This is a genomic window from Tolypothrix sp. PCC 7712 (genome assembly GCF_025860405.1).
GTDB classification, from domain to species: domain Bacteria; phylum Cyanobacteriota; class Cyanobacteriia; order Cyanobacteriales; family Nostocaceae; genus Aulosira; species Aulosira diplosiphon.
Window position 1 is genome coordinate 2,563,746 of record NZ_CP063785.1, and the last position, 19,994, is coordinate 2,583,739.

Below are 19,994 nucleotides of genomic sequence, written 5' to 3' on the forward strand. Positions count from 1 at the left end.
TTCTCTTCTTGTCCTGCGTGGCTTCTGGGCGAGATGCTTTGCGAACGCGGTTTATTTAAAAAAATCTCACAACTCCCGCCAGATTGCCATCATTAAGAATTGTAGTAATTGATAGGAACAATCATATTCTATTGGTTATCTATATAATAATCTCACGCAGAGTCGCAGAGGCGCAGAGAGAAAAGAGATATCTATTTTAAATTTATGATAATTAAAGTTTTAATTAAATTTCTACTTAGCTTAACACTGATGCTAGGCATAGCTGGGTGTGGCTTGTTCGGCATTAATTCAGGTAGAGAACAACTACCAACAGTTGCGCCTCTCGCACCGCCAAAATTACCAGATTGGATTGAACAAATTAGTCCCATTGGCGATGCAAAACCTCTTAATCAAATTCGCATCCGATTTAAAGAAGCTTTAATTCCAGTAGAAAGCTTAGATAGTCCAGAACAGCAGAATTTGCTGCAAAAATTTGAACTAACACCACCTTTACCCGGCAGATTTCGCTTTTTGACACCGCGCATGGTGGGGTTTCAAGCAGATAAAGCCTTACCGCAAGCTACAAGATTTCAAGTTACTCTCAAATCTGGTTTAGCAGATTTAAAAAAACATCGTTTAGATCAAGATTTAGCTTGGACTTTTAATACTGAACCGATTAAGCTGACTAATTTACCAGGGGTTAACCCAATGGAGAAGGCTGACGATCAACCAATTGATTTACAGCCGAAATTACAATTTACATCGAATGTGGAACTAGATGTAAATTCTGTACAGAAACATTTACAGTTAATCCCTGAAGGTAAAACCGATGGTGTTGGTTTTAAAGTCATATTAGATAAAGAAGATCAGCCACAAGAAAGCGAAGATCCGTTAGAAAAATTTGACCCTTCACAACGTAACTGGGTTTATCAACTGATTCCGCAATTAAATCTCGCACAAGCAACTCATTATCGGCTAAGTTTTGCACCTGGTATTCTTCCTGCTTATGGTAATTTAGCAAGTGAAAAAGAATTTGCGAGTAAATTAGTCACCTATTCACCTTTAGCATTTCAAGGAATTAATTTTTACGGACAACCAGACGCAGGGGGAACCTACGGGAGATTTGTTAAAGGTAGTCCCCAGTTAGAATTTAATAACATCTTAGTTCCAGATTCCGCGATAGAAAATATTAAAATTGAACCGAAGCCAAAAGAGATTTCGCGAATTATTCAAGTTAATGATGAAGATAGGATTGTCAATATTAATCCTTATGCCTTAGCACCAGCTACGAGTTATACAATTACTGTTGGTGCAAATCTCAAAGATAAATTTGGACAGACTTTAGGTAAACCCGTCAGCCTGAAATATGACACTGGTGATTTAGCTGGTGATATTTGGGTTCCTTCAGATTTAAATATTTTTCCTGCTGGTAAAGATTTACAGCTAAATATTAATACTATAAATTTGCCAGAGGCGAACTATAAAGCTGCTTACAAAGTAGTGCAGCCAACAGACTTGGTTTACGATAATTATGCCAGTAATTTATTACCTAAACCAGTTGAATGGCAAAGTTTCTCGTTAGCTAGGAAGAATAATCAAGAAGTTGATATTACTGTTCCGTTAAGAGAAAGGTTATCTGCTTCTACCGGGATGTTAGCTTATGGTGTGCAAGCACGGACTAATAAATATCAGGAAAATGGTAAAGAACTGTGGCGAGAACCCACAACTTACGGCTTAGTACAATTAACAAATTTAGGTGTATTTTCTCAGTGGTTTCCTGATTCCGGTTTAATTCGCGTTCATCATCTCAGCGATGGTTCGCCTGTGAAAGCTGCGGCTGTAGAAATTTATCAATCACAATTAAATACAAAATCTCGTGCGCCAGTTTCGCCTTGTGTAACTGGAAAGACTGATGATAGTGGTAATTTAACTATTAAACGCGAAGATTTGAAGCAGTGTTTAGGAAGTAATCCAACCTTTACTAAAGCACCAGAACTATTAATAATTGCCAGAGAAAATCAAGATTGGGCATTTACCCGCACTGAAGAATATAGCGGTGTTTATGGTTATGGTATTGATGCAGGTTGGCAAGATGGTAAACCAGAATCCAGAGGTGTGATATTTTCAGATAGACAGTTATATCAACCAGGTGAAAAAGCTTGGTTAACTGGTTTCGCTGATTACTTACAAAATGGCACAATTCAACAAGATAAAAATGCGGCTTACCAAGTAACTTTAGTTGATCCTGATGGACAAAATACTAATTTAGGTACAAAAACTACTAATGAATTTGGGACATTCTCTTTAGAGTTGCCAATTAGTAAAACGCAACGCTTAGGATATTATACAGTCCAAGCCAAGGGTAAAAGTGGGCAAGAAATTTCGGGAGAATTTCGAGTTGCGGAATTTAAACCGCCTAATTTTAAAGTTGAACTGAATTTAGATCAGGAATTTGCCTTAATTGGCGATAAAGTTGAGGCGAAGGCTGCAAGTAATTATCTATTTGGTGCGCCTGTACAAGGAGGCGAAGCCAAATATTTCGTAACTCGTCAACAAGCTAACTTTGTACCCAAAGGTTGGGAAGAATTTAGCTTTGGGAGACAATGGTTTTGGCCGGAAGAAAGTCCAACTTTGACTAGCGATGTTTTGCAAACTACTTCTGTATTAGATGCTAACGGTAAAAGTGCACAAAGTTTAACAGTCGCAAAAGATTTACCCTACCCCATGACTTATCAGGTAGATGTGCAAGTCGCCGATGTTTCTAATTTATCAGTGGCGAATTCCCAAACTTTTACAGCTTTACCTAGTAATCGCTTGATTGGCTTAAAAAGTAATTTTGTAGCTGATGCTGGTAAGCCATTTGCTATTGAAACTATTGTTACTGACCCTACAGGAAAACCTCTTACAGGTCAACGGCTACGTTTAGAATTACAACAGATGAAATATAGTAGCGTTACCAAATTAGTAGAAGGTAGCCGCACACCAAAAAATCAAGTTGAGTATAAAACAGTAGCAAAAGCAGAAGTCTCATCTGCAAGTAATCCTCAATCGGTAACTTTAACACCCAAAGAATCCGGTTCCTACAGAATTAGGGCAAATTTTAGCGATACCAAAGATGAAATCAGCGCTACAGATTTACAAATTTGGGTAACTGGAGACAATCAAGTTTATTGGGGTTCGCCAGAAGAAGATAAATTAGAAGTTAAGCTAGATAAAAAAGAATTTAAGCCTGGTGAAACTGCAACTGCATTAATTCAATCTCCCTACCCAGAAGCCGAATTGTATTTTGCAGTCATTAAAGATAAACCTCTCTATCAACAAATTATCAAAGTTAAGGGAGGCGCACCCCAAATTCAGTTTCAAGTTACGCCAGAAATGTTACCAAATGCAGCAGTACAAGCTGTATTAGTCAGACAAGGTAAACCACTCAATCAAGTGGAACCGGGAAGCTTAGATAAATTAGTGAAAATTGGCTTTGCACCTTTTAAAGTCAACTTGCAGGATAAATATTTAAAGGTGGAAGTTAACCCACTGCAAGCATCACTCGCACCTGGTGCTGAGGAAACTGTACAACTAGAACTCAAGGATAATCAAGGTAATCCCACCCAAGGACAAGTTACAGTCATGGTGGTGAATGAAGCAGTACTGCAACTATCTGGCTATCGTCCACCAGATTTAGTAAATACAGTATACGCCGAACAAGCGATCGCAACTCGTTTTAGTGATAATCGTCCCGATGTCGTCATTCAACCCCAAGATATCCCCAAACCCAAAGGCTGGGGTTATGGCGGTGGCTTTTCCGCAGGTGCAGCTAATACACGTGTGCGTACAGATTTTCAAGCCTTAGCTTATTACAATGGTGCTGTCCTCACAGACGCTACAGGGAAAGCACAGATAACCTTTAAACTTCCCGATGACTTAACCACATGGCGAGTCATGGCTGTAGCTACCGATGGTAATCTGCGTTTTGGTAATGGCGATCGCACTTTTATCACGACAAAACCATTGCTAACTAATGCCATCTTGCCACAATTTGCCCGTCCAGGCGATCGCATCCTCGCTGGTTTATCAGTTACCAACAACACAGGAAATAGCGGAAACCTCTCAATTAACGGCGAACTTAGCGGTACGGTGAAGTTTGCAGAGAATAACCCCACGACAACAAATTTACAAACCCCAGCGGAAACCAATACCCAAGCTTATCGCTTCCCCATGCTGGCGGAGAATGTCGGAGAAGGGAAAGTCCGCTTTACCACGCAGTTAAATAATGCAGCTGATGCATTTGAAGTACCTTTAGAAATTAAGCCGCTAGAAATTACTGAACAAGTTGTAGAAACAGGAATTACCGAAAAGCAAACCAAGATACCTTTAAATGTTGATAAAAATACCATCCCCAATGCGGGAGGTTTAGATATTCAACTGGCGAGTACCTTAGTCCCAGAAATTACAGCACCAGCTAAACAAGTTTTAGGCGATGATGAATTACCCTTCGCCGAACCAGCAGCCAGTCAGTTAATAATTGCGGCAAATTTGCAAAATATTTCCCAAAAATATGGACAGACATTTGCTGAATTTAACAGCAATCAACAAGCCAATCAAGCAACGGAACAACTGCAAAAACTGCAAGTAGCTGATGGTGGTTTTGCTTCCTATCCCGGACAAGAAAAATCTGATCCTTGGGTATCTTCCTATGCGGCGGAATCTTTAGCAAAAGCTAATCAAGCTTTCCCCGGTGTGATTAATTCCGCCATGCTTTCACGCCTCAAAGGTTACTTAGAAAAAGTCCTGGCTAACCCCGGACAGTATGACTTTTGCAAACAGCAAATTTGTAAAACTCAACTACAACTCAACGCCTTGATAGCGTTAGCAGAACTAGGCGATAAACGCAATAGCTTCTTAGCAGATATTTACCAACAACGTAATAACTTTGATGTCGTCAATCAAATCAAATTAGCACGGTACTTATCGCAATTCCCGGAATGGCAAGACGAATCGCAAACCATGCTGAACCAGTTACAAAAGAATATCTATGAAACTGGTCGTACAGCCGTTATTAGTTTACCTAATAGCTGGGGATGGATGAGTTCGCAAACAACAGCACAAGCCCAAGCTTTACGGTTATTTATTGCTAATAAAGCGAAACCGGAAGTTGTTGATAAATTATTCCAAAGTTTGCTAGCACAACGTAGAGATGGCACATGGCGAACTAGTTATAACAACGCCCAAGCACTCACCGCCTTAGTAGAATATAGTCAACTTCAACCCACACCACCTAATTTTGTTTCTTCTGTACAATTAGCTGGTAAAAAGTTAGGAGAACATCGCTTTGAAGGCTACAGCAACCCTAGCTTACAGTTAAATGTACCAATGGATAAATTACCTCGCGGTCGCCATGATTTAGTCTTACAAAAATCAGGTAGAGGTAAATTACATTATCTGGTTGCTTATAATTATCGTTTGCAAGGTAACCAACCAGGTAAGTTTAACGGTTTAAGAGTTTCCAGAGAAATTCAGAAAGTTGGTGAAGCAGAAAGTCTTCTGCAAAAATTCGGACTTTACGCCTTTGATAAACCCTTAACTTTACAACCAGGGCAAGTATTTGATATTGGTGTAGAACTGATTACCGATCATCCTGTAGATCATGTAGTCATTACAGATCCTCTACCAGCTGGATTAGAAGCAGTAGACGCAAGTTTCCAAACTACAACCGCCGCATTGCAAGCCAAAGCCGATAGTTGGCAATTAGGGTTCAAGAATATCTACCGCGATCGCATTATCGCCTACGCCGACCACCTCGAACCAGGAGTTTACAGCTTGCATTATTTAGTACGTTCCGTTACTCCCGGTAAATTCCTTTGGCCTGGTGCGGAAGCGCATTTACAATATGCACCTGAAGAATTTGGACGTGCGGCTGAGTCTACACTAATAGTAGAGGAGCAAAAGTCATAAAGAACTTTCACTCTAGGAAAGCTGTATGCATGAAGTCGATATTCTGGAAGCTACTAAATCCTTACCTGAATTAACTCAATCTGTGATTGAAGGTGAAGAGGTAATAATCACAAGTGAAAATCAGCCTTTAGTTAAACTTGTACGAATTGCTGAAACAAAGCCTCGTCCAAAGTTTGGTAGTGCTAAAGGTTTAATTGTGATGTCTGAAGACTTTGACGTACAATCAAGCTAATCACACTAAAATTCACTCTGTTTAGCTTGGACAAATCCCAAGACTTAGTATTAACTAAATTAGGAGAAGGGCTACCCGCCATAACTCCATCTTTTGGAGCTACTTTAGCAGAAGCTTGTGCGGTTTGTTTAGAAGAACAAGGTCATTTGCAGGGTGTAGAACTCGCGGTGAACGGAGAATTCAATACTACTTTTAGACTATATTGGCAACCTGTCACAGAGCAAATGCTGCGTTGCTGGAATGATGAAGAGTTTACAACAGAACAAGCAGCCTATGGTATTGCTTTTATGCTCATCAGACAATTAACTGAGTTTACAGTGATTGAGCGATCGCGCAAAGGTACTGGATTTGACTATTGGTTGGGTAGCGAAAATACAGCAGGTGAACTTCCATTTCAAAATAAAGTCAGGCTGGAAGTTTCAGGTATACGTAAAGCAGAAGATAGCAGGATTCGAGCTAGAATCAAACAAAAAATCGAGCAAACTAATCCTTCAGATGGTAAATTTCCCGCTTACATTATTGTTGTTGAATTCAGCAGACCTCAATCGTTTATTTTAGAAAAATGAGTCAGATTCAAGAGTTACATCAACAGGCGATGGATTTGGCCGAAGCAGCCTTTACTGTTAAGCTCAGAGGTGACTTAGCGCAAGCTATTCAACTTTCTCGACAAGCGTTAGATAAGGAATCTCAAGCTGCTGCACTCATAGCCAATCAACTTGATGCTGAACCAACACGTTCAGTATTACATCGTAGCGCTGCAACCCTTGCTATTGACTGCGGTGAATTTCGCGCAGCAGAACGTTTGATTGCAATCGCATTATCTGGAAATCCACCTCAAGAAATCGCTGAAGAACTGAAGGATTTATTTATTCAAATAAATCTGCGTCCATATTTAGAACGTCATGGGTTGACTTTTGATGAACAAAAGTTGAGTACTTTAACTTTAGATAAAAAATCTAGTTAACATTCAAGTGTATGAATGTAAATATTAATATTCAAGAAGCAGAAGTCACCTTTTTTATGGTGGATTACTGATAGCTCTCGATTATCGTTCGTGAGTCCAACATAATCATGCAACTACATCGATTTGACAACATTCAGGAGTTCTGGCACTGTACTCAGGCTTACTTACTTCAGCACCAGGTAGAAAATAATGTTTTGCTCAGTATTTTGCATACCTTATTGCATAACCCAGAACGTTATCTGAGTAAGCCTTATTTAGCAATTGTCCAAAAAAATGGCGAGATTGTGGCTGTTGCCATCCGCACCCCACCCCAAAAATTGATATTATCCAAAGCCCAAAATATAGATGCCTTGCGGTTAATTGCTCAAGATTTGCGTCAAGAGGAACTACCAGGAAGCATGGGACTGGCTTTTGAGGCAGAAATATTCTCGCATACTTGGCAAACGCTGACAGGACAATTCTATCAACGGTCGGTGGTAATGAAAATTTACCAATTAACGGCAGTGCAAAAAGTTTCAATGGCCAGAGGATATCTCAGACTGGCAACAAAAAGCGATCGCTCTCTTTTAATCAAATGGCTTTCTGCATTTTTATCTGAGATAGATGAGGCGATAAGCGAAGATGTGGAACACCAAGTAGATAATCGCTTGAAACAGCAGAATACTTATTTATGGGAAGATAGTACTCCAGTTTCCGTTGCTTCTAGTAAACAAGTTTTGCCTACAATTGGTCGAATTAATTTAGCTTATACACCACCAGAGTATCGTCGCAAAGGATATGCGACTGCTTGTGTCGCAGCGTTAAGCCAAAAACTGCTAGATCAGGGATGTCGCTATTGTTTCCTCATAGCAGATTTAGCCAATCCCACAGCTAATCATATTTATCAAGCGATTGGGTATCGCCCTATTTGCGATTGGGATGAATACTCTTTCACCTCGAGGGAGTAAGCGTATATCTATGTTTTTACCCGTTTGTCTTTGTCTATCTATTGTTTTGGGATAAACGCAATCAGCAATTGTAGTGTCAAAAGCAGCAATTGTAGTGTCAAAAGCAGCAATTGTAGTATCAAAAGCAGCAATTGTAGTATCAAAAGCAGCAATTGTAGTATCAAAAGCAGCAATTGTAGTATCAAAAGCAGCAATTGTAGTATCAAAAGCAGCAATTGTAGTATCAAAAGCAGCAATTGTAGTGTCAAAAACAGCAATTGCTTATGCGTAGCTAGCTTTTAGCATCGCCTATACAGTTGTAATATGATGCGTTACTTTTTGGAATTGGCGAATATATCAAGAAGATGGGACACAGTCAGAAATTGTAGTTTACTGTCACAGATTTGAGGCGATCGCAGCAAATATTGTGATCAAGATTAAAACACCTGACAACCAATATTGCGATCGCATTCTGCCTATAGTATCAAATCCTCGCCATTTCCCCGAGGAGATGAGTACAATATTGAATAATTTTATCCAAGAATATACTTACTTTTAAGCTGCCTCTTGTATAAACTAGTTGCAAAAAAGGCTTCTGAGGCGATACTGACATGATTCTATCTACTCGTCAGCATTTATGGCAATTGAGGTTGGTAATTGTATTAGTAATAACTAGTGTTACTACTGCATTGACGAATTCTGCACGCGCTCAAATTATCCCAGATAGCTCATTAGGTGCAGAAAGTTCCATAATTACACCAAATGCTACGATTCAAGGATTACCAACAACCTTAATTGAAGGTGGTGCTACCAGAGGTACAAACCTATTCCAGAGTTTCTTAAAATTTAATGTTGGTGATGGACAACGAGTTTACTTTACTAATCCTGCGGGGATTGAAAACATCTTCACTCGAATTACAGGTAATGAAGCCTCAAATATTCTTGGAACTTTGGGTGTAGATGGTCAAGCAAATCTATTTTTTCTCAATCCCAATGGTATCATTTTTGGTTCAAATGCCCGCTTAGATGTTGCAGGTTCATTTTTGGCGACAACGGCCAATAGTTTTGTGTTTGAAAATGGTTTAAAGTTTAGCGCTACCAATACTGAAGCTGCGCCACTGCTAACAGTTAGCTTGCGTCCGGGGTTACAATTTGGCGCGAATTCATCTGCAACTATTAATAATACTGGAAATTTACAAGCTGGGCAAGATTTGACTTTAGTAGCTGGTAATCTTGACTTACAAGGTCAATTACAAGTAGGCAGAAATTTAACCCTAGAATCTCACAATGATATCACAGTAAAAGATATTATCTCTGATAATTCACTCGGTGTTAGTGGAGATATAACTATCACTGCTCCTGGTGATATTAATGTAGGTAATATCAAAGTTGCTCGTAATTCTAATAATAGTGATTTTAATAGCATCAGCATCAACTCTACTGGTGGTTCTGTCTACTTAAATAACTCTAATTTGAATAGTAATAATATTGCTTCCGGCTATGCAGGCGATATCGCGATTAGTGCGCGCCAAGAAGTTAAAATTGAGAATAGCAGTAAAATATCTACTATAGGTAATCTAGGCAGAATCTTGATTGGAGCCTCAGAATATGCAGATTTTTCTCCCCAAAAAATCACGATTACCAACTCTCAAATAAATAATAGTAATTTTTCGACTAGTAATGACGCAGGTAATATCATAGTTAAATCTCTAGGAGATTTATTGATAACTAACAGTACTCTAGAAACATTAACTAATAGTTCCGGAAAGGGAGGAAACATTAATGTCGAGGCTGGTTCAGTATCTCTAATTAATAAAAGTTCTCTATTCGCTAATACTCTGGGAAATGGCAAAGCTGGAAGTGTAACTGTAAATGCAACTGGTGGTACAGTCTCATTATCAGACAGTAGTATTAATACAGGTAGCAATAAACTGGCAGTAAATATCCAAAATTTAACTGAGCAAGTAGGCGGTGGTGGCGGTGATATTAATATCACTGCGGCTTCTTTATATTTAACAAAAAGTTCTTTTTTAAATGCTAGTAGTTTGGGTGCCGGGGATAGTGGAAATGTTTCTATTACGGCAGACAAAACAGTATCTTTTACAGAAAATTCTATTTTAAATGCCAGAACTTATGTGCGAGGCAATGCAGGTAATATCAATATCAAAGCCCAGGAACTTTCTTTTAGTAAAGAATCGCTAATTCAAGCCACAACTTTTGGCAGTGGAAATGCAGGTAATCTGAATACAATTACGCAATCATTTTCTTTAAGTGATACATCCCGAATAGAAGCCCAGACTTTTGGTAGTGGTCATGCAGGTAATATCAATATCAAAACTCAATTTCTTTCCCTAACAGAGGGAGGAAAAATCAATGCGGAAACCTTTGATAGTGGTAACGGTGGGAATATTATTATTAATCCTCTCAACGATGAAAACCAAGCTACGGCTTCTGTGACAATATCTGGTTCAGCACCTTCGCTCGGAATTTCTAGCGGCTTATCTGTGAATACAGAAAGCGAAAAATCAGATGCTGGGGCTGGTGGTAACATCACTATTAAAACTGGAACATTAAATATCAGTGATGGCGGAGTTTTGAGCGCTCCTTCTAAAAGTAGAGGGAGAGGTGGAAATATCAGTATTAATGTGAATAATCTTAATCTGACAAGCGGCGGACAAATTACTACCAATGCCTATAGAAGTGGAGAAGCAGGTAGTGTCAAAATTAATGCAACTGATAATATTATAATTGCTGGACAAGATTATCAATATGAGCAAAGACTGAATGCACTAAAAAATAGACTTGATATCTTGAAAGCTATCTATGATGTTTTTTTAATTGACAATAACCAAGGAAATCAACAGATATTAGAACCAATTAATAATTTAATTAATAAATTAACTGAATTACTAGCTAATCCTAATTCTGCTGAATTACTTAATGAACTAAAAGAAAAATTTGAGTTATTTACAAATAGCTACGATTTTAGTCTAATTGCAAATAACCCAGAACTGAAAAGTTTATTTGAACCAATTAGTAATTTACTCGATAACTTCAATGGACTGCAGCAAATTCTGATTGCGGCTCAAGACTCTACTTTTGTGCAAAAAATTAATGAATTAAAGCAGCAAATTAATCAACTTCAATATGCCTATAATTTTGTTTTACCGCAAACTGATGGCGAACTGAAGCGCATACTTGGTTCTATTAATCAATATAGTGGACTATTCGCCAATACAGAAGCAAACTCTACTGGTAATGGCGGTACAATCAACATTGACCCCCAGCAAGTCACCATTAAAGATACTGCGAGAATTTCTGTAGATAGTAAGGGTACTGGTGTGGCTGGTAATATTAGCATTACCGCTAATCGGCTAACTCTGGATAATCAAGCCGCAATTACAGCCGATACCAACAGTGGTCAAGGCGGTAGTATAAACCTCAACCTGCAAGATTTACTGCTGTTTCGCCGCCAAAGTGTTGTATCAACTACCGCAGGGAGACAAGGTGCTGGTGGTAATGGAGGTGCGATCGCCATTAATCTAGATACTAATCATGGCTTTATCGTCTCTCCTGCTTTAGAAAATAATGATATCGCTGCCAACGCTTTCTCTGGTAGCGGCGGGACTATCGAAATTAACGCTAAAGGAGTGATAGGATTAGCGACTCTCACTCGACCAGAACTTGAGCAGAAATTAGGTACAACCGACCCAGAGAAACTTAACCCGCAATTTTTGGGTAGTAATGATATTACAGCCATTTCCCAAACCAACCCGCAGCTAAACGGTATAGTCAGCATCAGTTCCCCAGATATTGACCCCAGCAAAGGAATCGTTTCCCTACCCACAAATGCTTCTGACCCTTCCCAGCAAATTGCTCAAAGCTGTGGCGGTGTCAATAAGAAAGCAGGTAGTGCATTTACTGATATAGGACGTGGCGGTTTACCTCCCAAACCGGACGAACTTCTCAGCAGCGATACTGTGTGGGAAGATATTCGCCTGAGAAATAGTACGACAGAACAGGGAAATACAACTCAGGCTACTGTAAACCCAGTCAAACCAAAGGCAGTATTAATTATGCCTGCAACTGGTTGGGTATTTAACAACAAAGGCGAAGTGACGCTGATATCTCATACACCTCAATCTTCCGCTTCCTGGCTGAATTCTTCTAGCTGCGCTGTTAAAAGTCAATGAAAGAGAACAGCGAAGAAATCAAATTATTAGTAACTTTTAGCCTGATTATTTCTCACTAATCTTTCCGCCAAGCATAAGGCACTTTCTCTACTACTCTTCCGTCTATATTCTATATATTTATAGCAGACTGCATAGGAAATACTTTGCGTTACTTTGCGCTATCCTCTGCGTTTAAAAAGATATACCATTTTGAAAAAAGAATGCGACAGATGGGTAGGGGCACGGCACCAGTAAGATAATTGGATATACCAAAAGATTATGGATGCCGTGCCCCTACAAAGAATTTATTTGTCGCAAACGTTATTTCAATTTGTATTACAAATTTATACAAATTAGGAATTGGCAATATCTAAAGATAGATAAATTATGCAACTTAAAAATATTTTACTAGGAGTCGCCTTCACAGGCTTAAATTTTGCTGCTTATCCTAATTTAGTCAATGCTCAAACTTGTCACCAAAAGGAAGTAGTTGCCCCTACAAATCAAACTAGAACCATTCGTCAACAACAACTTGGCTATCAATTTAATATTCCCAATAACTATAGAGCTATGGCAGTTAAGGGAAATGCTATTCTCATCCTTGACCCTAACAATTTTACACTGACACAATGTTTAATCAAAAACAAAGCACCTAGAGAATATCCACCTAATATTTCGATTGACACAACACCAGTTAATGATCAAAATCGCACTTTGACAGAGATTATCAAAGAAAATCATCATACAGCAGATAAATTTAGCAATACGAAAGTTGCTAATGAAACTGCGATTATTTACACTTCTAACACCTTAGGAGAAGAGCAAACAGTTGCTTTTTTCAGTCCAAATCGCAAATATATCATTACTATCTCCGCTCCCTATAATTTCAATCAAGGAAAACCCACAAGCATCTTTAATAAAGCCGTATTTGAGCAGGTTGTCTCCAGCTTCACCTTTATAAATTAAATAGTTGGTGTTTGGTAATAGGTAATGGGAATTTCCCCCTGCTCCCTGCCCCCTGCCCCCTTCCTTTTCCCCCAGTCCCCCCAATCCGCTAAAATATAACTTCCGCCGGTCAGCATTGTTGTTCGGTGAGATTTGTTCTACACCTATGCGGTTAGGCCGGAAAGGAATCGCTATGTCATGGATGGAATTAAGCCTAGACACCACCAATGAGGCGGCTGATTGGGTTTGTACGCTACTGGCTAAAAATAACTATACTGATGAAATTCAAATTACAAAATATAGTAAACCAGATGTTAGCGCATCTCCAGCATGGGATTTAAGCATTAATTTGTACTTACCTAATGATGTCTATGCAAATAGCCGTAGTACAGAAATTGCCAATTTGCTTTCATCATTAGAACGTACAGGACTTTCTACTGCTCTGCAAATGGCTGTAGTTGATGAAAAACCAGTAAAATCAGAGCTAGCAAATCCCTTAATCCGGCGAATTGGGGAAAAGTTTGTGGTTATCTCGGCTGATACATCATATAGTTCAGAATCAAATGAGAAAATTACCTTAAGACTTAAACCCAGCTTGGCTTTTGGTAGTGGTTTACATCCTGCAACCATACTCAGCCTGAAACTATTGGAACGTTATATTAACCCAGCCATGAACGTGCTGGATTTAGGTTCGGGTTCTGGGATTTTGAGTGTGGCGATCGCAAAATTGGGCGCAAATGTTTTAGCTTTAGATAATGACATTATTGCTGTGGAAGCAACTCAAGATGCTGTATTGCGTAATGTCGTAGAACAGCAAGTTACAGTCACAGAAGGTAGTCTGGGATGTGGTAGCGAGTTAGGACATTGGTTAGGTGGAGATTCTATTAACAATGTCCCGACAGTGGAAGCAAAAGCGGAATTTGACTTGATTGTGGCAAATATCCCAGCGAGAATGCATATTGCTTTGGCTACTGATTATCAACAAGCGCTGCGTTCCTCAGGATTAGTCATATTAGCTGGTTTTACGAGCGATTATGAGGAAGATTTGGCGGTAGCATTCACAAATGCAGGATTTGAATATGTAGATTGCGAACGTCAAGATGAATGGCTGGCTTTGGCTTATCAGTTGAAATAAATATGCTAGTTGCGAAGCAATTAAAATGTGCGTTGCGCTGCGCGACAACGCACCCTATTGGCGTGAACAGGCTAAAATAGTGCATTGCTCAAACTCTTGTGGGATGGGCATCTTGCCCGTCCTGGGCGGACAAGATGTCCACCCCACAAGAAAATTATATTGCCACATTTTAGCCTTGTCATACCAAATTGAAAAAAGAATGCGACAGATATACAGACTCAAAGTCTTGTCCTGTCTGGATTCTTAATTTTGAATTTTGAATTTTGAATTTTGAATTGGTATCAGTCCATACATTTACAAACTGGCGACAGCTTCACCAACTAGCTTGGATATATAAGGTAAAATTGCTCTGCTTCTGGCGTTAGCTTTGCCTTCTGTGAATACTACCAACAAGTAGGGGCGGCGTTCGGGAATTTCGATATATGCTGCATCATGGCGCACTTGGCTTGTCCAGCCGGCTTTTGACCAAAGTTGAGCATCTTGGGGAATTCCACCGCCTAAAAAGCCTGTAACTTGGTCTTCATCAACATCGGTGGGTAAATCTTCGGGTTTGAGGCTGCGTTTTAATAAAGCCATCATTGCTTGCGATCGCACGCTGGAAACTGCGACTCCGCCAACGATACTATGTAATAATCTGGCGATCGCATTGGTGGTCAGCATATTGCGATTTTCTAGCATTTCTCCATAAAATGCCCTTTCTCTACCATAAGGGCCATCACCCCAGGTTTTTTGGCAGACGTTAATTGTCTCCATTTCTTCCCAACCTAAAGACTGATAGTAGCGATTGACAAAATTACGCTGGGATTTCCAAGTTTCAAAGGGGCCGGGGGGTAATTCGGGGCCGGAAGTTGTGCCTGTGAGCACATCTACCACTAAGCTGGTAGCATCATTGCTGGAATCAACAATCATATCGCGCATGGCTTTTTCCAAATCCTTGGAAGTTTGCACCATGCCTTTTTCTAACCATTCTTGTACAGCTACCAAGTAAAACAATTTCACTACACTAGCTGGGTAAATGCGCTCTACTCCCCGATACGTAAAACCACGTACACTATGATTCCAAAAAGCATCAGGAGTTAAAGCCCCACCAGTATTTACGAGAACTGGGGGATCGTAGACAATCCAAGTCAAAGCAATTTGATTCCGCGCTAATGTGGGAAATGCTGCCCAAGTTGCTTCTAAAATACTTAATCCGAGATTTTCGAGTTGTTCGTCTTTTCGGAAGAAAACCATATTTAGTTATTAACCTTAGAGAATGGTCATTAATTTAAAATCTCCAATCCAAAATCTCAACGCGGCTGAGTACAATTGTCTGGCTGACCTCAATTTATATGATTCTCCTGAATGTACTCGCTTGGCGACTCAAGCCGCAGCTGGGCGACATTTGCGGGTAACATCAAATCATCAGGATGCCGCTGTTGAAGTTTGTTTGTGTGAAGATGACTATCCAGGGTGGGTATCTCTTAGTGATTTGGGTTTATTACAAACAGCTACTTTACCTTATCGGGCAGCAAAATTAACGGAAGCAGAAATTAAAAAACTGCTACCAGGGGCGATCGCTTTTACGCACCAAGCCATGCAACAATCAAATTATTACCTGTGGGGCGGTACGGTAGGGCCAAATTATGATTGTTCGGGGTTGATGCAAGCGGCTTTTGTGTCTGTGGGAATCTGGTTACCGCGCGATGCTTACCAGCAAGAAGCTTTTACCCAAGCAATTAGCATTGCAGAATTAGTACCCGGAGATTTGATATTTTTTGGCACTCCCCAAAAAGCAACTCATGTGGGACTCTATTTAGGAGATGGTCGCTATATCCATAGTTCCGGGAAAGACCAAGGACGCAATGGTATTGGCATTGACCAACTATCGGAACAGGGAGATGCTGTTAGTCAGTCATATTATCAACAACTGCGCGGTGCTGGCAGAGTTGTCAAGAGTTACGAACCACAGGGAAGCTGAGGACAGGGAAAAAATATGACGACTGGCTGGGTTTCAGAGAGAACAGAAGGGGAAAATGGCACAAGCTTGGCGATTGTCCCTGATATTTCGGTGGTGGTGCCAGTACGTGATGAGGTAGAAAGTTTGCCATTATTATTAGAGGCGATCGCATCTGCTGTCAGTGAAAATCAGTTAACCTATGAAATCATTTGTGTTGATGATGGTTCAACTGATGGTTCCGCCGAATTACTCAAGGAACTAGCTAAAACCCGCAATGATTTAAAAGCCGTAATTTTGCGCCGTAACTACGGACAAACTGCGGCGATGGCGGCGGGGTTTAACTATGCTTTGGGTAAGGTGATTGTCACTTTAGATGCGGATTTGCAAAATGACCCAGCTGACATACCCATATTATTAGCCAAGTTAGAAGAAGGTTACGATTTGGTGAGTGGTTGGCGACATAAACGCCAAGATGCGGCTTTATCGCGGTTACTTCCTTCTAAAATTGCCAACTGGCTAATTGGTAGCATTACTGGCGTAAAATTACATGACTATGGCTGTTCTCTCAAAGCTTATCGTGCCGAAGTTTTGGCAGATATGAACCTTTATGGAGAACTACATCGCTTTTTACCTGCTTTAGCTTACATTGAAGGCGCAAGAATTACCGAAATACCTGTCCGTCATCATCCCCGCCGCTTTGGTCGCAGTAAGTATGGATTATCGCGGACTTTCCGCGTCATGATGGATTTGTTAACCATATCTTTTATGAAAAAGTTCCTAACAAAGCCTATGCATGTTTTTGGTTTGTTAGGTTTATTATCAATGGTTTTAGGGTCAATTTTAGGGATTTACCTGACTTTTATCAAATTAGCTTGGGGTGAAATGATTGGTAATCGCCCATTGCTAATTTTAGCGGTGCTGTTATTAGTAACAGGGGTGCAATTATTTTCTTTTGGGTTATTAGCAGAATTGTTGATGCGTACTTACCACGAATCCCAAGGTAGACCGATATATCGAGTGCGGGAAGTCATAGCAAAACATGTTAACTAACATAACAATAAAAGAACAACAAATTTAATCTTCGCTTTCTAAAATTTGCTTTGCTTGCAAAAGTTGCTGCTGATATTCTTCACTCAAAGTAGGGTATTTAAGATTAAGCTCTTTTAATTTAGTGCAGATAATATCAGCCACAGTCAGACGTGTAAACCATTTGTGATCGGCAGGAACAATATACCAAGGTGCCCATTCAGTGCTAGTATTTTGGAAAACATCTTCATAAGCCCTCATATAATCATCCCAAAAAGCTCTTTCTCGCACATCATTAGCAGAAAACTTCCAATTTTTTTCTGGCGATTCAATTCGAGCTAAAAATCTTTTTTTCTGTTCTGACTTAGAAACATTCAAAAAGAATTTGAGGATAACAATGCCATTATTTACTAAATACTTTTCAAAATTATTAATCTCTTCAAAACGCTGCTTCCATATATGATTTCCCTGAGGAAACTGTGGAAGTTGCTGTTTTTTGAGAATTTCCGGATGAACACGTACTACTAGTACTTCTTCATAGTATGAGCGGTTAAATATCCCAATCCTACCCCGTTCAGGTAAAGCTTTCATTGACCGCCAAAGGTAGTCATGGTCTAATTCTTCAGCACTTGGCGACTTAAAACTAAAAACTTGACAACCTTGGGGGTTAACCCCGGACATAACATGTTTTATTGTGCTGTCTTTACCAGCAGCATCCATTGCTTGAAAAATAATTAGTAATGCATAGGTGTTTTGAGCGTAGAGAACGTCTTGGTAATAAGCTAATCGTTGAATATCTGCCTCTAATTTACCTTCAGCATCAGCTTTTTGCTGGTAATTTCCTTTAAACCCTGGGTCATACTGCTTATTTAAAGAAACTTTTGAGCCTGGTTTAACAATAAAAGCATCATGGTTCATAGGTTTTAGCCTGACTGAATTTCAGCAGTAGCATATGTGCAACGACACAACACCAATAGATACAGTTAATTTTAAATCATGGGGTGGGCAATACTGCGATCGCAGCCTTGTCCCAGCAATAAGTCAGCTTAAAACCTAACTTTCGCACAACACTGAGATAAAGTAGGTATTGTAGCAATAATCACAGTAAATATTAATAATTGTATTTACTGAAAGACCATAGAATATCAAATGTACTCAGTGATATTGAACATAAATCAATATCGAATCTTGCTGTTCCCCTGCAACCTTTAGTGGTTGTAGGGGTTTATTTAAGTTTTGACTGCTGCTTAATCGCTCCGGTAAAAAGTTTAGATAATACAAATGATTTATTTAATATCACACAAACAATTAACAGTTATCTCTACCTAAAGACTAAGCTGATAGGCACATAGATAAAATATTTTTAGTTAGGTTTGTCCAATGTTAAAAGTTATAAGTAGGGCAATACTATTCGGTTAAACGTTTTGAACTCAAAATTGGTTTTGGGGAAAAGGTTAAAGGTTAAGGGTTAAAGGTTTTTTCTTTCCCTTTTCCCATTCACCTTTTTCCCTTTAACCGACAAGTATTGATAAGTAGGGTGTGTTACAATACTGCTCGGTTAAGGATTTTCAACTCGGAATTTGGTTTGGGAAAAAGGTGAAAGGGTAAGGGTTAAAGGTTTTTTCTTGCCCCTTTTACCCTTCCCCTTTTCCCCTTAACCGACAAGTATTGGGGTGTGTTACGGCTATGAAAGGATTTGGGACTTAGAGATAATAAAATTTAGCCGTAACGCACCGCCGCGTGGATGGTGTATTAGATGCTAGGATAGTTATTTCCTGACAAAGTATATTGGAATTCTAAATGGATAAAGTCGAATTAAGCTCCCATACCAGAATAGCGCTTTAAACCCATACGCCATAGCCAGCGATTTAAAACTAAAAATATTAATGTCCAACCTATCAGTGCTAGAAAACCACGCCCTAAATCAACAGGTAGTCCAATCAAAATACTAGCAGGGAAATCAATTAGATAGGGGAATGGTGTTAACATCACAATTGTCCTTACAGAGTCAGGAAATACCTCTAAAGGTGCAATCATACCTGATAAAAATAGATAAAATAACATCCAAAGATTTTCTAATGCAGTCGCTCTTTCTGTCCAAAAAGCGAACATTGCAAATGTATATTGAATTGCAAATCTCAATATAAAAGCTATTAATACTGATAGAACAAACAATAATATACTACCCAATCTCGGCACCCAAAAGGCTTGGGGATAAAGAATAAAAAATAAAGCTACTAAAATAAATGCAAACTGTAGGCGTGCAAATCTATCAGAAACATGAATGGCAACATGATGCCATACAGGGTCAATAGGCTGTAATAATCTAGGAGAAAGCTTCCCTTCTACCACTTCCTTTTCAAAATCCCAAATTACCCAAACAGCAGTAAATTGCCTAATAACAAAAACTACTAAAAAATAACGAGCAAAATCGACAGGTGTCAAATTAAAGCGTCCACCTTGGGCCGCTTGTATCCAGATACCCATAAAAATAATAGGTAACGAACCAGACAACACCCATAAAATCATTTCTGCTCGGTATTCAAGGATGTAAGCATAGTAGACTGCAAGTAAAGTTAGAGCTTTCCTAATAATTCGCTTCATTTCTGTTTGGTGTTGATTTTTGGTAAGTCTTGGCAGATTATTTATAGCAGTTTGCAATCAAATTAAGTACATAACTAGAGAATTAAAGATAAAAATTCGTTTACCTTTAAATACACATACTCA

The 19,994-nt window shown here is 39.3% G+C and carries 14 protein-coding genes; 11 read left to right on the top strand and 3 right to left on the bottom strand.

Annotated elements, in window-relative coordinates; genetic code table 11:
- Window positions 1-204 precede the first annotated feature (204 nt).
- The 9 genes from HGR01_RS10560 (at window position 205) to HGR01_RS10600 (ending at window position 14,302) form a co-directional block, all read left to right on the top strand.
- Complete coding sequence (locus tag HGR01_RS10560) at window positions 205-5,928, top strand: alpha-2-macroglobulin family protein (protein ID WP_045872896.1); 5,724 nt, start codon at window positions 205-207, stop codon at window positions 5,926-5,928.
- 25 nt (window positions 5,929-5,953) lie between these two features.
- Window positions 5,954-6,160: a type II toxin-antitoxin system Phd/YefM family antitoxin gene (locus tag HGR01_RS10565; RefSeq protein WP_045872895.1), complete on the top strand. Its 207-nt coding sequence runs from the start codon at window positions 5,954-5,956 to the stop codon at window positions 6,158-6,160.
- A 26-nt stretch (window positions 6,161-6,186) separates the two neighbouring features.
- Window positions 6,187-6,726: a hypothetical protein gene (locus tag HGR01_RS10570; RefSeq protein WP_045872894.1), complete on the top strand. Its 540-nt coding sequence runs from the start codon at window positions 6,187-6,189 to the stop codon at window positions 6,724-6,726.
- Entirely contained in the window at window positions 6,723-7,124 is a 402-nt protein-coding gene (locus tag HGR01_RS10575; RefSeq protein WP_045872893.1) for a hypothetical protein, read from the top strand. The genes HGR01_RS10570 and HGR01_RS10575 overlap by 4 nt, the downstream gene beginning before the upstream one ends.
- Before the next feature lie 107 nt (window positions 7,125-7,231).
- Window positions 7,232-8,071, top strand: a complete 840-nt coding sequence (locus tag HGR01_RS10580; protein WP_045872892.1) for a GNAT family N-acetyltransferase — start codon at window positions 7,232-7,234, stop codon at window positions 8,069-8,071.
- Between the two features lie 73 nt (window positions 8,072-8,144).
- Window positions 8,145-8,342: a hypothetical protein gene (locus HGR01_RS10585; protein ID WP_045872891.1), complete on the top strand. Its 198-nt coding sequence runs from the start codon at window positions 8,145-8,147 to the stop codon at window positions 8,340-8,342.
- Window positions 8,343-8,661: 319 nt separating this feature from the next.
- Window positions 8,662-12,243, top strand: coding sequence for a filamentous hemagglutinin N-terminal domain-containing protein (locus HGR01_RS10590; protein WP_045872890.1), 3,582 nt, complete (start codon window positions 8,662-8,664; stop codon window positions 12,241-12,243).
- Between the two features lie 366 nt (window positions 12,244-12,609).
- The gene (locus HGR01_RS10595) at window positions 12,610-13,188 is read left to right on the top strand and encodes a hypothetical protein (RefSeq protein ID WP_045872889.1); all 579 of its coding nucleotides are present in this window, start codon (window positions 12,610-12,612) and stop codon (window positions 13,186-13,188) included.
- A gap of 172 nt (window positions 13,189-13,360) precedes the next feature.
- Window positions 13,361-14,302, top strand: a complete 942-nt coding sequence (locus HGR01_RS10600) for a 50S ribosomal protein L11 methyltransferase (protein WP_045872888.1) — start codon at window positions 13,361-13,363, stop codon at window positions 14,300-14,302.
- A 294-nt stretch (window positions 14,303-14,596) separates the two neighbouring features.
- Here HGR01_RS10600 and HGR01_RS10605 read toward each other — a convergent pair whose 3' ends face one another.
- Window positions 14,597-15,535: a serine hydrolase gene (locus HGR01_RS10605; protein ID WP_045872887.1), complete on the bottom strand. Its 939-nt coding sequence runs from the start codon at window positions 15,533-15,535 to the stop codon at window positions 14,597-14,599.
- 22 nt (window positions 15,536-15,557) lie between these two features.
- Between HGR01_RS10605 and HGR01_RS10610 the strand changes: the two genes are divergently transcribed.
- Both HGR01_RS10610 and HGR01_RS10615 read left to right on the top strand, forming a co-directional pair.
- Window positions 15,558-16,262, top strand: coding sequence for a C40 family peptidase (locus HGR01_RS10610; RefSeq protein ID WP_045872886.1), 705 nt, complete (start codon window positions 15,558-15,560; stop codon window positions 16,260-16,262).
- A gap of 15 nt (window positions 16,263-16,277) precedes the next feature.
- Window positions 16,278-17,291: a glycosyltransferase family 2 protein gene (locus HGR01_RS10615; protein WP_045872885.1), complete on the top strand. Its 1,014-nt coding sequence runs from the start codon at window positions 16,278-16,280 to the stop codon at window positions 17,289-17,291.
- Window positions 17,292-17,315: 24 nt separating this feature from the next.
- Here the strand turns inward: HGR01_RS10615 and HGR01_RS10620 are convergent, their stop codons facing one another.
- Window positions 17,316-18,185 carry a polyphosphate kinase 2 family protein gene (locus HGR01_RS10620; protein WP_045872884.1) on the bottom strand — a complete coding sequence of 290 codons (870 nt, stop codon included), beginning with the start codon at window positions 18,183-18,185 and terminating at the stop codon, window positions 17,316-17,318.
- 897 nt (window positions 18,186-19,082) lie between these two features.
- Window positions 19,083-19,871 (bottom strand): ABC transporter permease, encoded by a 789-nt coding sequence (locus tag HGR01_RS10625; RefSeq protein WP_045872883.1) that lies wholly within the window; start codon window positions 19,869-19,871, stop codon window positions 19,083-19,085.
- Window positions 19,872-19,994: the final 123 nt, after the last annotated feature.